Source organism: Caulobacter sp. AP07 (genome assembly GCF_000281955.1).
Classification (GTDB): Bacteria; Pseudomonadota; Alphaproteobacteria; order Caulobacterales; family Caulobacteraceae; genus Caulobacter.
The window spans coordinates 15,614-28,773 of the sequence record NZ_AKKF01000162.1 but is presented as its reverse complement, the minus strand read 5'-3'; the positions used below and the strand labels follow the sequence as shown (position 1 = coordinate 28,773).

Genomic DNA, 13,160 nt, shown 5'->3' with positions numbered 1-13,160 from the left:
TCTAGAGCTACAGCAAGTCGCGCGATTCCTATATCGCGCGACTTGCTCTAAGCCGCCGCCATCTGCTGCTTGACCCGCTCGGCCAGGGTCTTGATGTCGATCGGCTTGGGCAGGAAGGTGACGCCCGTCTCGCCCTCCAGCAGGTCGCTGAACTCGGCCTCGGCATAGCCGCTGATGAACATCACCGGGGCGTTGCCCAGATAGGGACGGGCCTTCTTGAGCAGGGTCGGGCCGTCGATGCCGGGCATGATCACGTCGCTGATCAGCAGGTCGATGGTCCCGGCGTGCTCCTCGGCGATCAGCAGGGCCTCCTCGCCGTCGCAGGCTTCCAGGACCTCGTAGCCCCGGGCGCGCAGCAAGCGGGCGGCGACGCCGCGCACGGCGTCCTCGTCCTCGACGAACAGGATGCGGCCGGCGCCCGACAGGTCGCGGGGCGGACGCGGCCTGGCCGGTTCGGCGACCGCCAGGGCCGCCGCCGCGGCGGCCTGCTGGGCGGGGGTGGCCTCGTAGACCGGCAGGAAGATGCGGAAGGCCGCGCCCTCGTTCGGACGGCTGTGGACATGGATCCAGCCGTCGCTCTGCTTGACGATGCCGTAGACCGTGGCCAGGCCCAGGCCCGTGCCCTCGCCCACCGGCTTGGTGGTGAAGAACGGGTCGAAAATCTTGCCCATCACCTCGGGCGGGATGCCGGGGCCGTCGTCGCTGACCTCGATGAACGCCTGGTCGCCCAAGGCGCCGGGGAAGCCCAGGCCCTGGGCCTCTTCCTGGGTCAGGCGGGCGACGCGGATGCGCACCACGCCGCCGCCCTTGGCCGCCCGCACCGCGTCGCGGGCGTTGACGGCCAGGTTCATGACGGCGGTCTCGAGCTGGCTCTTGTCCGCCCGCACCTGCGGCAGGTCGCGGCCGTAGTCGGTGACCAGCTTGACGTCCTCGCGCAACAGGCGGCGCAGCAGGACCTCGAATTCGCTGATCAGTTCGCCCAGTTCCAGCACCTCGCGCTGCACGGTCTGCTTGCGGCTGAAAGCCAGCAGCTTGCGCACCAGGTCGGCGGCGCGGACGCCGGTCTGGCGGATCTCGTTGAGGCCCTCATAGGACGGGTCCCCGACCGGGTGGCGGTGCAGCAGTTCGTCCAGGCGCAACTGGATGGCGGTCAGCAGATTGTTGAAGTCGTGGGCCACGCCGCCGGCCAGCTGGCCGATGGCCTGCATCTTTTGAGCCTGGGCGAGCTGCAGCTCCATCTGCTTCTGCTCGGAGACGTCGATCAGATAGGCCACCAGCCGCCCTTCGGCGCGGTAGAGATAGAGGTGGGCGATGCGGGTCGGGTCGCGGGCCAGGCGCACCTCGAACGGCCCCGCCTTGCCCTCGGCCAGGCGGGCGTCGGCGTCAGCCCGCGACGGCGGGTCGATCAGGGCGCCGAACAGCGTGCCGGCCGGCACAGGACCGGCCATGGCGGTCAGGGCCGGATTGGCCTCGAGAACGCGCGAATTGAACGGGTCCAGGCCTTCCAGCAGGGCCGCTCCGAACGGCGAGGCGCCGGAGAAGGCGTCCAGGGTGCGCGGGGCCGGGGCGGCCTCCGCCACGGCCGGGGCCGGGGCGACCGCCGGCGGCGGGGCCGGCGCTTCGATCACCACGGGCAGGCGCACCAGCAGCCGGCCACCGCGCAGGCGGAAGGCCTCGGCGCGATGGGGCTGGCCGGCGAGGATCAGCACCCCGTCGGCGCGCTCGCCGCCACGGGCCTTGACCAGAGCGGCGAACAGGCCGGCCCCGGCCGCGCCCTTGGGCAGGCGGCGGGCGTCGCCCACGGTCTGGGCCCAGGCGTCGTTGGCGGCCAGCACCCGGCCGTCGGCGGCGGTCAGGGCGGCGGGTTCGGACAGGGCGTCGATGAAGGTCTCGGCGCCGTCCAGGTCCTGGTCCTGGGTCGAGGCCGAGGCGCGGATGGCCACCAGGCCCAGGATCGCCACGCCGGCGACGCCGCCCAGCAGCAACAGGCCCGCCAGGGTGGTCGGTCCGGCGCGCAGGGCGGGCGCGGCGGCGAACACGGCGGCCAGCACCAGGAACACCGCCGCGCCCCAGATCAGGAGGTCGGGGCGACGCTTGGCGCCGGGAATATCCTTTACGTCGATGTCTTTCAGGGACGCCTCGGTCATGGGGGACCGATATCCTTCTTCAGCCTTTACGGGACCTTGTCCCCTCGATTCGCGGGACAGGATACTCCTTACGCGCCTTCAGAGCGCGATCCGTGATCGATTGCCGATTCCGTGACGGAATTGAGTCGCGCCGCCTAGGCTTCCCCGCCGCTGACATTGACGCGCAGTTGGGCCAGCAGGTCGCGCAGTTGGTCCACCGCCGCGTCGCCGAGGTCGCCGCGCAGGCGGGCGTCGAAGCGCTCGGCGGTCTGGCGCAACGTCAGGAACCGGGCCCGTCCGGCCGGCGTCAGGGTCACCTGGTGCGAGCGGCGGTCGACCGGGTCGCGAGCCCGGACGATCAGCCCCTGGGCCTCCAGGCCGTTGAGGTGGTGGGTCAGGGTCGGGCCCTGGACGCCGACCGCCTGGGCCAGCTCGGACTGGCTTCGCTCGCCGCCGGGCATCAGCGACAGCAGGACCAGCCAGGTCGGCTGCGACCCGCCGGCCTCGACCATGGCGTCGTCGAACGCACGGGCGACCACCTTCGAGGTCTGGAACAGCACGAAGCCGATCGGGGGTTTGGCAGGTTTCACGACCCGATACATAGACATCGAATGATTCGATGTCTATGTATTTCGCCGCGCCAGAACGGCGCGTCGCCCTTCGCGAAAGGACCCCGCCATGACCATCGGATTGATCCTGCTGCTGTCGCTCCACGTGCTGGCCGCCATCTTCTGGGCGGGCACGACCTTCGTGCTGGCCCGGACGGGCGGAGCCGGGATCGAGGCCTTGCGCCGGCCGCAGACCGGGGCCGCGGTCGTCGCCGTCCTGACCGGCGCGGGCCTGGGCGCCTGGGTGCATGGCGGCGCCTTCGGACGCACCGAGCAGGTGCTGATGATCGCGGTCGTCGCCTCCCTGGCCGCCCTGATCGTCCAACTGCTGGACCGCGCCCATCCCGCCCGCAGCCAGCGCATCGCCGCCGGTCTGCTGATGATCGCCGTCGTCGGGATGGTGGCGGCGCGCTACGTGGCGTGACCGGCCTCAGCCGGCTCAGCCGCGCGCCTTGGCCTTCTTGTTGTTCATCACGAAGCCGATGACCTTGGCCACCGCCTCGAAATGGTCGGCCGGGATCTGCTCGTCCACCTCGACCGAGGCGTAGAGGGCGCGGGCCAGGGGCGGGTCTTCCAGCACGTAGACCCCGGCCTCCTCGGCCACGGCGCGGATCCGCAGGGCCAGGGCGTCGACGCCCTTGGCCACGCAGACCGGCGCGGCGTTCTCGCCCTGCTCGTACTTCAGCGCCACGGCGTAGTGGGTCGGGTTCATGACGACCACGGTCGCCTTGGGTACGGCCTGCATCATCCGCTGGCGCGAGCGCTGCATGCGCATCTGCTTCTGCTTGCCCTTGACGTGAGGGTCGCCCTCGGACTGCTTCATCTCGTCCTTGACGTCCTGCAGGCTCATCCGCATGCGCTTGTTGAAGCGCATGCGCTGCCAGAACCAGTCGAAGCCGGCGGTGCAGATCAGGAAGATCAGCACCGCCCAGAACAGCTTGACGCACAGCTTCATCGCCAGCGGAATGATCGCCCCGACATCCATGCCCACCAGGTTGACGAACTCGAAGGCGTGCGGCTTGACCACGAACCAGGCGATGACGCCGGTGACGATGAACTTCAGGGCCGACTTGGCGAACTGCACGAAGCCGTCGGGACCGAAGATCCGGCCCAGGCCCTTGATGATGTCCAGCTTCTTGAGGTCGGGCTTGATCTTGTCGGCCGACAGGATGAAGCCCGACTGACCGACATTGGCGGCGGCGCCCAGCAGGCCGGACACCACCATGACCATGATCACGGCCGGCAGGGCGGCCATGATCGCGGTCTTGGCGATCGCCCGGATGCCGCCCTCGACGTCCATGGTGCCGGCATGGGCCAGGAAGGGGGTCAGGGCGCCGACCAGATCGCGGGTCAGCCAGCCGCCGGCGATCACCACCACCCCGAAGGCGCCCGACAGCGAGGCCAGTTGCGAGATGTCGGCCGACTTGGGGACGTCGCCCTTGGCGCGGGCGTCCGACAGCTTCTTGGCTGTTGGTTCTTCTGTCTTTGAAGCGTCGTCCTGATCATCAGCCATGCCGACGTCCCCCTAGTTGAACACCGCCAGGAGGTCGCGGTAGCGATCACTCCAGACCATGGCGATGCCGCCGAGCGAGAGGCCCAGCAGGGAGAGGCCCAGGATGACGCTGAGCGGCGAGGTGACGAAGAAGATCTGGAACGACGGCATCACCCGGCCGACCAGGCCGGTGGCCAGGTTGAAGACGATCGAGAACACCAGCACCGGCGCGGCCAGCTGGATGCCCAGCTTGAACGACTCGGCCACCGTGCGCACCGCCAGGGCGGCGGCGTCGTTGACCGGCACGGCGCGGGTGAACGGGAAGATGTCGTAGGACTTGACGATCGCCCCGATGAACAGGTGATGCAGGTCGGTGACCATGACCAGGGTCAGGCCCAGCATCGACAGGAAGGTGGCCACCGCCGTGCTGCTGGGCGCGCCAGCCGGGTTGGCGGTCTGGGCGAAGGACAGGGTGGTCTGGATCGAGATGATTTCGCCGGCCGTGGTCAGCGAGCTCATGAACATCTTCAGCACCGCGCCGATCATCAGGCCGATCAGCACCTCGTGCAGCACCGCGCCGGCGAGGGCGCCGACGCCGACCGGGACGGCGGTGATGCTCTTGGAAACCAGCGGGGCCAGCAGCATGGCCATCAGCACGGCGAAGGACAGGCGGATGCGCGGCGGCACGACGGTCTCGCCGATGCCGGGGATCAACATGACCATCGCCCCGACCCGGGCGAAGACCAGGCCGCCGACATAGACCTGAAGAACCGTGGCGTAGCTGTCCAAGTCCCCTGCCCCTACATCCCGGCGATCTTGGCGGCGATCTCGCGCATGAAGCCCGACATCAGCGCGCCCATCAGCGGCAGGAACAGCAGCAGCGAAATGAAGATCGCCACGATCTTGGGGGCGTAGACCAGCGTGGCTTCCTGGATCTGGGTCAGGGCCTGGAACAGGCCGATGGCCACCCCGACCACCAGGCCGACGATCAGGATCGGCGCGCAGAGCTGCAGGGTGAGCCAGATCGCGTCGCGTCCGACATCCAGGACTTCGGCTCCGGTCATCGGAGAGCCTCTCATGACGCGCGCACGCGGGGTGGGAACTGATGGTCCGCACCATCGCCCGTCATGGTTAACAGCGGGTTAGGGAGAGTTAATGAGAGCTGTGGAGAAGCGTGGCGAATGGTCGCCGCCCCTTCTCCCCTTGCGGGAGAAGGTGGCCTCCGAAGGAGGTCGGATGAGGGGTCGCACAAGCCTATCCGACCAACCTTCGACGCTAACCGGCAATCGCTCGTCGACCCCTCATCCGTCGGCTTCGCCGACACCTTCTCCCGCAAGGGGAGAAGGAACGGTTTCCTTACTTCGGCTTCCGCGCCGCCTGGACCTCGATCTCGACCAGCATGCCCGGCGCCACCAGCGACGACACCTGGCTGGTGATGCGCGACGGCTTGTTGGGCTGGGCCGCGGTGCCGAAGAAGGTCTTGTAGGCCTCCATCATGCCGGCGAAATCCATCTTGCCGCCCTTGGCCGGGTCGCCGACCAGCAGGACTCGCATCATCACCACGTCGCCCATGGTCGCGCCCTGGCTCTTCAGCGCTTCCTCGATGCGGCCCAGCACGCCCATCGTCTGGGTCTTGGTGTCGCCGAAGGTGGCGGTCAGGGCCGGATCGCCCTTGTCGACGATCATCGGCGGGGTCATGCCGCTGACATAGATGGTGTCGTAGCCGGCCGGCACGGTCACCACGCTGGAGATCGCCGCGGTGGGCGCGCCGCCGCGGACGATCTCGGCGGCGTTGGCGGCGCCGGCCCCAAGGGTCAGCAAGCTGGTCAGGGCGGCGGCGGCGAGGATCAGGCGCTTCATGGGTCGTCTCCTTGAGGGCTTTGTTCTAGTGGGCCTGCAGGTTGCGAGGCTTCTTGGCGGCGTTGATCTTGGCGCGGGCGGCGACGACGTCGGCGGTGGTCACCGGCGTGCCCTTGTTGCCCCAGGACGTGCGGACATAGGTCAGCAGCGACGCCAGGTCGGCGTCGTTGAGGTCATCCTTGAACGCCGGCATGCCCGCCCGACCGGCCAGGACGGTGGTCATCATCGGCAGGGGGGCGCCCTGCACGAAGGGGTCGCCGGCCAGGGCCGGGAAGGCCCCCTTCACACCCTTGCCACTGGTCTGGTGGCAGGCGGAGCAATTGTCATTGAACAGCGACTGGGGCGTTGCGGCCTGAACCGACACGGCGAAGGCGGACGCGGCCAACAGGCCGCAAGCGAAGACGATCGAACGGCTCATGGAATCTCCCGAAACACTTCTTTCCCAGGCATAGCCCAGCCTCACGCGGCGCGCACCCGGGCGTGGATCTTGCCGATCTGCTGCCAGGCCGACTCGATGGCCCCGGCCTGCCAGCCGCCCAGATAGCTGAGGTGCTCGCCGGCCAGGTAGACCCGGCCGTCGGGCTCGCACAACACCGGATAGGCTTCCTTGCGCCCCTCCTCGCCCCACTCGGCCCAGCCGCCCAGATTGAACTCGGCCAGGTGCCAGCTGAACGAGAAGGCGGTCTCGAAGTTCTCGGCGTATTCCGGGAACACCTTCTGGCCGGCGGCCACGGCGAAGGCCGCGCGCTCGGCCGGGGGCTTGGCGCTGATCTTGGCCGCCTCGCCGCCGAACGCGTAGTAGCCCAGCAGCACGCCCTTCTGGCTCTGCCAACCGGTGGACGGCAGGGTGATGGTGTTGATGCCCGGCATGTCGTTGTAGATGTGACCGCCGTAGATGTGGTGGTTCTCTTCCCAGAACCGGGTCTTCATCTGCAGGCCGATCTTGTTGACCGGCGCGTAGGCCACGCCCGACATCGCCGCCTTGAACGGCTTGGAGAAGTCGGCGTCGATGCCCTTCAGCACGCTGAGCGGGATGGTGCAGACGCAGTAGTCGGCGGTGATGGTGTCCTGCTCGCCGAACTTGTCGGTGTAGGTGACGGTCACGCCCTTGGGGCTCTGCTTGATCTTCTGGACCACGCAGGAATAGCGGATCAGGCTGCCGACGCGCTTCTCGAAGCCCTTGGCGATCTGGTCCATGCCGCCGATCGGCTGCAGCATGGTGCGCTGCTGCTCGTAGCCGCTGACCGAGGTCAGCACGTGCCAGGCGCCCGAGTGCAGCACGTCGGTCAGGCTGTAGGGGACCGACGGCTTGCCCGGCCCCGGATCGACCCCCGCCCCCGGATGCACCGCGAAGCCGCGGCCTTCCGTGCCAGTGTAGGTCAGGTCGGTGGCCGAAAGCCGGCCCTCGTTGATCATATAGGCCACGAACAGGTCGCGGTCCTCCGCCGTCAGGGGCGCGTCGAGCTGGCCCTTCGAGGCGGCCTTGGCGATCATCTCGGCGGCGTAGCCGCGGGCGTCGGCGGCGATCTCGCCCTTGCGGATCGGCTTGCCCTTCAGCGGGCCCGAGCCCTTCTCGAAATAGACATAGGCCGCGTCGTTGTCGTTGACGAAGCTCTCCAGCAGCACGCCGAACTGCTTGGTGTAGTGCAGGGTCGAACGGTGGTGGTACGGGATCCGCCACGGGCCGTGGTTGATATAGAGGCCCTCGTCGAAGTCGCAGGTCTGGGCGTTGCCGTTGAGGTCGGTGTGCTGGAAGCCCTTGCGGGCCGTCTGGCAGCGGCCGCCGGCGAAGGACCGGGCCTCGATGACCTGCACCTCGTAGCCGGCCTTGGTCAGTTCGTAGGCCGCCGTCATGCCCGCCAGGCCGGCGCCCAGCACCACGACCTTGGTCCCCTTGCCGCCGCCTTCGAGGGTGGGGGGCGCGGCCATCGCCGAGGAGAAGCCGAAGCCCAGGGCGTCCATGCCCGCCATCGCCAAGGACACGCCGCCGAAAGCCGCCAGGCCTTCGAAAAACCGCCGCCGCGTCAGTACGCCACCCGACGCCGCCGCCGATTGATCACTCATACGACCCCCGAATTTTCCGCCGCGATATCCGCCCAGGAACCAAGCGTCCGCGTGCTGATATGTCAGGCCACGGCAGGGGTGGAACAATGCGAAAAACTCGCCAGCCTTATGAGAAGGCCCGGTATGCCGTACCCATGGGCGCCCATGATGCCGCTTGTATGAAGAGCAGGCGAGGTGAAATTTTACGGCGGAAAAGTGCGTTCCCGGCGGCGGAAAATGAAATTGACGAAAACGCAAAAAGAGCCGGGCGCGAGGCCCGGCTCTTTCTCAGGCGAAGTCCTTCCGACAGGGATCAGAAGGCGACGGTCACCCGGCCGTAGTAGTAGCCGCCGTTGATGCCGAACGGCGAGTAGGTGGGGTACTGCCCCACGCAACCACCGCCGGAGGCGATGCAGGCGCTCTGGAACGCGGCCGAGAACTTGTCCGGATACTCGTTGAACAGATTGTTGGCGCCGATCGTCGCGGTGACGCCGGCTGGCAGCTTGTAGGAGACCTCCAGATCGGTGATCGCCGCCGCGCCGATCTTGGTGTTGAGCAGCGGACCGGTGCCGGGATCCGACAGCGACGAGGATTCGCCGTAGAGGGTCTCGGTCAGGTTCACGGTCAGCGGGCCGTAGCTATAGAGCGCGTTCAGGCCGACCTTGTACTTGGGCGAGGCTTTTTCGAGCAGCGAGGCGGCGTTGCCGGCGAACAGCACCTGGCCGTTCGGGAACGGCGTGCTGGGCGTCGACAGCGAGGCCGGCGGCGCCTTCACCTTGGTGATCTTGGTGGTGTTGTAGTTGCCGCTCAGGGTCCAGTCGATGCGGCCGTAGGCGCCCAGGTCGGTCGGGTACGAGACCACGACGTCCACGCCCTGGGTGCGGGTGTCCAGCCCGTTGGAGAAGATGTTGATCCCGGTGCTGGTCACCGTCGGGTCCAGGCTGTTGCCGTTGGCGATGATCGCCGCCGTGACCTGCGGCGAGGTCACCACCCCGTTGCGCAGGCCGTAGACCGAGCTGGAGCCGAAGATCCGGTCGCGCAGTTCGATGCGGTAGGCGTCGATCGTCGCGGTCATCTTCGGAATCGGATGCAGCACGGCGCCGATGCTGTAGTTGCGCGACTTCTCCGGCTTCAGCTTGCCGATGCCCAGAAGGGCGGCGGCGGCTGAGTTCGGCGCCAGTTGGACGAAGGCCGAGGTCGGCGAGACGTTGGTGGCCGAATAGTAGGATTCCGCCAGGGTCGGGGCGCGGAAGCCGGTGCTGGCCGTGCCGCGGATGGCGATCATGTCGTTGAAGTCGTAGCGGCTGGTCAGCTTGAAGACGGTGGTGTCGCCAAAGTCGCTGAAGTGCTCGAAGCGCGCCGCGGCGTCGATCTTCCAGGCGATGACCGGTGAGACCGCCAGGTCGGTATAGGCCGCCCAGTTGGTGCGGCTGTGGCCGCCGGCGTCGGTCTTGGAGAAGCCCGGATAGGATTGCGAGCCTTCCTTGTAGGTCGAGGCCGCGTCGCCCTGGCCGATCGCGTAGGTGTCACGCCGTTGTTCGAAGCCGAAGGCCACGTCCAGCGGGGTGGCCAGGCCGACCTCGAAGTCCTTCCGCAGGTCGAGGTTGTTGGTCCACTGGGTGGTCAGCCAACTGCCGGCGTGGAACGAGGTCGGGGTGAAGCCCTTGGTCGTCAGGGTCGAGGTGTCGGCATAGAGGCTGGCGTTGGCCGAGTCCTCGACGCGGACCTCGATGGAGTCCTTGCCGTAGGTGGCGCTGAGGTCGACGTCCCAGCCCAGCACCGCGCCCGAGACGCCCAGCGTCATGGCGTAGTCGTCCTCGATGATCCGCTCGCGGGGGCTGAAGCCCAGCGGGAAGGGCCGGTCGGCCGCGCCCTGCTTGCCCTGGACGCGGTTGTAGCGGCGGTAGTTCTCGTAGGCCGAGGCGTCCTTGTGGCCGTAGGTGCCGAACGAATAGACCTCGAAGTCGGCCGGCAGGGTGATGGCGGCGTTGTAGCCCAGGTTGCTGAGCCGGTACTCGGCGTCGCCCGAAATCAGGTTGAGGTTCGGGTAGCCCGGGATCTTGCTCTCAACGGCGTTGTTGGCCGCCGAATAGCTGGGGCTGGCCGGATTGTAGAGGCGCTGGTCGGGCAGGCCGCGGTTGCTGAAGCCGTGGTACTTGGTCTCGGCCGTCAGGTTCAGGTAGCTGTTCTCGGTCGGCGCCATGCCGAGATTGACCGACAGCCCGGCGGTCTTGCCGCCGCCGTCGAAATATTCACCGCCGGTGGCCGAGATCGTGCCGCCCGAGGCGCCCTTCTTGAGGATGACGTTGATGACGCCGGCGATGGCGTCGGTGCCGTACTGGGCCGCGGCGCCGTCCGTCAGCACTTCGATCCGACCGATCGAGGCCATGGGGATGAAGTTGAGGTCGGCCGCGGCCGCGCCTTGATAGGACCCCGACAGGACCGCGAGGTTGCCGGTGGTGTGGCGGCGCTTGCCGTTGATCAGCACCAGGGCGTGGTTGGGGCTGAGGCCCCGCAGACGGGCCGAAAGGGTCAGGTTGGCGGCGTCCCCGCCGAAGGCCTGGGCGTTGAACGACGGCACCAGATTCGCCAGGCCCAGACGCAGGTCGGTCTGGCCGGTGCGCTGGAGCGTTGTGGAATCGACCACCTGCACGGGCGCGGGGCTGTCGATGACCTTCAGGCCGGTCTGACGGGTGCCGGTGACGATCACCGCTTCCAGCTCGGCGGCCTCGGTCGGTTCGGGAACATCGGCGGCGAATGCATTCGCGCTGCACGCCAAAGCGATGCTGACGGTTGAAATCCCTGCAAGCAGAACATTCCGTGAGCGATTATTCATTTAGTATCCCCTCGTAGCGCTTCAACGCGCGATTGTTCTCTCCTCCATGGCGTTTCCCGGTAAGCGTGTTCTTGTTTTTACACTAGAATACAGACGCAACTCACGGCGACAGCCGCATACGAACAGTTCGTCAGCCCTGAAATTTCTGCAACAGCTTCGATCGCCGTGAGATCGCAAGGCGGTGATTGGGGCCCCAGGCGCCCCTTTGCACGGCGCCCGCCCGCATTTTTGGGCAGAATGCTGATCACCGAGGCGGCGCCGAAACGCCACAATCCCTCCCCGGTGGGTCCCAAAAATTTGGCCGGCCGTCCCAGGGACGACCGGCCGGATGTCTTCGAGGGTGAAAATCCCGGCTGCGGGATTCGACCTACTTCGCCGGAGCGGCGCCCGCCGGCTGGGTCATGGCCGTGGCCGCCAGCAGCATCCACGAGGTGTGGGGGATCCACTGCTCGATCCATCGCCAGTTCTGCTCGTCGGGGCCGGCGGCGAAGGCGATTCCCCGGCCGGAATCGCTGTCGGGAGCGCCGGTGATCCCGTTGGAAATCCCGCCCGCCACCATGTCGCCGGCGCTGTCGGCGTGCGGCGGGTTCCTGGCCCCGAAGCCGTAGAGCAGGCTCAGGTCGTAGGGGTTGCGCCCCAGGGTCCAGTCGATATTGGCCTGGGCGAAGGTCGCCAGGTCGGGGGCGACGCCGAAGGTCCCGCCGGCTTGCGGATCGGTCGCCCGGCCGCCGACCACCGCCGCGTAGGACAGCGAGGCCAGCCGCGCGCTCTCGCCCTGCCACCAGTAGCCGGTCTCGTTGACGTGCGGCATGAAGAAGCCCTCCTGCCGCCCGCCGACCGGCTTGCCGGCCTTGGACATCCGGAAGGTCTGGCGCGGATAGTCGTAGGGGTTGGCGACCTTGGCGTTGAGGGCCAGTTGCGCGGCCAGGCTCCTGGCGATCACCGCCTTGGCCGCGGCCACGCGGGCGGCGTCGGGCTCGATGTCCAGGTACTCACCCAGGGCCAGCACCGGGAAGCCGGCGTCGGCCCCGTGGTAGAACGGCCGGTCGCCGTCGTCGCTGCGGAACCAACCCTCGGGGGTCAGGCGGCCTTCCAGAGCCTTGGCGCGCCGGCGGGCGGCGTCCAGATAGGCCGGCTTGCCGGTCGAGCGGAAGAGCTCGGTGGCGGCCAGCAGCAGGGCGTAGTCGTCGATGATGTTCTCGCGGCCGTCATCGACATAGCGACGGTTGTTGGCCTGGAGATGGGCGAAGGCCCGTTCGGCGTCGGCTTCGTACTGTTCGGCCGGGAACACGCCGTTCACGCCGCTGGCCTTGGACAGCCGCGCGGCGCGGGCCAGGGCGGCGACCGCCACCGCCCCGCCCTCGCGGGCCGCGGCCTGGTAGTCCTCGGTGTAGACCCCCTCGACCCCGACATAGCCGGTGACCACCCGCTCGGCGCCGGGCGTCGCCCAGCGGTCGAAGACGGTCATGTAGAAGTAGCCCTCGGGCGACAGCAGCCGGTGCAGGTAGTCGGCGCCCCACAGCGCCTCCTCGATCAGCTGCTGTTCCAGCCCGGCCTTGCGGAACCGCTCGGGCGCCATGTCGTGGGCCTTGGCCAGCGACCAGGCGGTGAATGAGGTCTGCTGGGGATTGAAGAAGTTGGCGTAGGACAGGTGCGACAGGTATTTGCCGTTGTCGCCGCCGGCGTCCTTCCAGCCGCCCCAGACGTCGACGACGCGGTCCGTGCCATAGACGCGGATCTTGTGGTCGGCCGGTTTGGTGTGGCGGCTGAGCTTGAAGTAGTTGACCAGGGCCGAGGCGGTGGCGGCGAACAGCGCGTCGTCGGCCACCTTGACTGGGGCCGAGGTCGCCGTGTCGCCGCCGATGGCGACCTTCAGCTGATAGGTCCCGTCGGTCTCCAGGCCAGAGAAATCGGCCTGGTAATATTGCTTGCCCGCGCCCCACTCGCCGAAAGCCGGCAGCGGCGTCAGGGCGCCGGTCAGGCCGGGCGCGCCGTCCTTGAGCACGGTGAAGCCGCCGGGCGAGGCCGGACCTGAGTATTCGACCACCGCGACCTTGGGTCCGTCGCGCTCCAGGGCGACCTGGTTGAGGTGAACCTTGAGATCGGCGCCCCAGGCGCCGCCGGCCAGGGCCGAGCCCGCCATCAAGGCGACCGTCAAGGCCGCGAACCGTTTCTTCTTGGCGAGCATCACGCTT

At 68.2% G+C, this 13,160-nt stretch carries 11 protein-coding genes; 1 reads left to right on the top strand and 10 read right to left on the bottom strand.

Annotated features, from left to right (window positions below; genetic code table 11):
* Positions 1 to 47: 47 nt before the first annotated feature.
* Both cckA and PMI01_RS13780 read right to left on the bottom strand, forming a co-directional pair.
* A complete protein-coding gene (cckA, locus tag PMI01_RS13785) occupies positions 48 to 2,147 on the bottom strand; it encodes a cell cycle histidine kinase CckA (protein WP_007669636.1) in 2,100 nt (699 codons plus the stop codon).
* 134 nt (positions 2,148 to 2,281) lie between these two features.
* On the bottom strand, positions 2,282 to 2,716 hold the full coding sequence (locus PMI01_RS13780) for a MarR family winged helix-turn-helix transcriptional regulator (RefSeq protein ID WP_238537060.1): 435 nt from the start codon (positions 2,714 to 2,716) through the stop codon (positions 2,282 to 2,284).
* An 88-nt stretch (positions 2,717 to 2,804) separates the two neighbouring features.
* Between PMI01_RS13780 and PMI01_RS13775 the strand changes: the two genes are divergently transcribed.
* Entirely contained in the window at positions 2,805 to 3,158 is a 354-nt protein-coding gene (locus PMI01_RS13775; RefSeq protein WP_007669630.1) for a hypothetical protein, read from the top strand.
* Positions 3,159 to 3,173: 15 nt separating this feature from the next.
* On the opposite strand, the gene flhB is transcribed toward PMI01_RS13775, so the two are convergent.
* The 8 genes from flhB to PMI01_RS13735 form a co-directional block, all read right to left on the bottom strand.
* On the bottom strand, positions 3,174 to 4,247 hold the full coding sequence (gene flhB / locus PMI01_RS13770; protein ID WP_007669627.1) for a flagellar biosynthesis protein FlhB: 1,074 nt from the start codon (positions 4,245 to 4,247) through the stop codon (positions 3,174 to 3,176).
* A 12-nt stretch (positions 4,248 to 4,259) separates the two neighbouring features.
* Complete coding sequence (gene fliR / locus PMI01_RS13765; protein ID WP_007669624.1) at positions 4,260 to 5,015, bottom strand: flagellar biosynthetic protein FliR; 756 nt, start codon at positions 5,013 to 5,015, stop codon at positions 4,260 to 4,262.
* 11 nt (positions 5,016 to 5,026) lie between these two features.
* Positions 5,027 to 5,290 carry a flagellar biosynthesis protein FliQ gene (gene fliQ / locus PMI01_RS13760; RefSeq protein WP_007669621.1) on the bottom strand — a complete coding sequence of 88 codons (264 nt, stop codon included), beginning with the start codon at positions 5,288 to 5,290 and terminating at the stop codon, positions 5,027 to 5,029.
* 292 nt (positions 5,291 to 5,582) lie between these two features.
* The gene (locus tag PMI01_RS13755; protein WP_007669618.1) at positions 5,583 to 6,086 is read right to left on the bottom strand and encodes a RidA family protein; all 504 of its coding nucleotides are present in this window, start codon (positions 6,084 to 6,086) and stop codon (positions 5,583 to 5,585) included.
* Positions 6,087 to 6,111: 25 nt separating this feature from the next.
* Positions 6,112 to 6,504, bottom strand: coding sequence for a c-type cytochrome (locus tag PMI01_RS13750; RefSeq protein WP_007669616.1), 393 nt, complete (start codon positions 6,502 to 6,504; stop codon positions 6,112 to 6,114).
* Between the two features lie 41 nt (positions 6,505 to 6,545).
* Positions 6,546 to 8,150 carry a flavin monoamine oxidase family protein gene (locus PMI01_RS13745; protein ID WP_035036187.1) on the bottom strand — a complete coding sequence of 535 codons (1,605 nt, stop codon included), beginning with the start codon at positions 8,148 to 8,150 and terminating at the stop codon, positions 6,546 to 6,548.
* A 292-nt stretch (positions 8,151 to 8,442) separates the two neighbouring features.
* Positions 8,443 to 10,908 carry a TonB-dependent receptor plug domain-containing protein gene (locus tag PMI01_RS13740; RefSeq protein WP_238537059.1) on the bottom strand — a complete coding sequence of 822 codons (2,466 nt, stop codon included), beginning with the start codon at positions 10,906 to 10,908 and terminating at the stop codon, positions 8,443 to 8,445.
* Positions 10,909 to 11,332: 424 nt separating this feature from the next.
* A complete protein-coding gene (locus PMI01_RS13735; RefSeq protein WP_007669609.1) occupies positions 11,333 to 13,153 on the bottom strand; it encodes a glycoside hydrolase family 9 protein in 1,821 nt (606 codons plus the stop codon).
* Between the last annotated feature and the right edge of the window lie 7 nt (positions 13,154 to 13,160).

Excerpts from the sequence above, each read along its gene's own strand:
- cckA (WP_007669636.1), bottom strand. The coding sequence starts at position 2,147 with ATGACCGAGGCGTCCCTGAAAGACATCGACGTAAAGGATATTCCCGGC.
- PMI01_RS13775 (WP_007669630.1), top strand. The coding sequence starts at position 2,805 with ATGACCATCGGATTGATCCTGCTGCTGTCGCTCCACGTGCTGGCCGCC.
- flhB (WP_007669627.1), bottom strand. The coding sequence starts at position 4,247 with ATGGCTGATGATCAGGACGACGCTTCAAAGACAGAAGAACCAACAGCC.
- fliQ (WP_007669621.1), bottom strand. The coding sequence starts at position 5,290 with ATGACCGGAGCCGAAGTCCTGGATGTCGGACGCGACGCGATCTGGCTC.
- PMI01_RS13755 (WP_007669618.1), bottom strand. The coding sequence starts at position 6,086 with ATGAAGCGCCTGATCCTCGCCGCCGCCGCCCTGACCAGCTTGCTGACC.
- PMI01_RS13750 (WP_007669616.1), bottom strand. The coding sequence starts at position 6,504 with ATGAGCCGTTCGATCGTCTTCGCTTGCGGCCTGTTGGCCGCGTCCGCC.
- PMI01_RS13745 (WP_035036187.1), bottom strand. The coding sequence starts at position 8,150 with ATGAGTGATCAATCGGCGGCGGCGTCGGGTGGCGTACTGACGCGGCGG.
- PMI01_RS13735 (WP_007669609.1), bottom strand. The coding sequence starts at position 13,153 with ATGCTCGCCAAGAAGAAACGGTTCGCGGCCTTGACGGTCGCCTTGATG.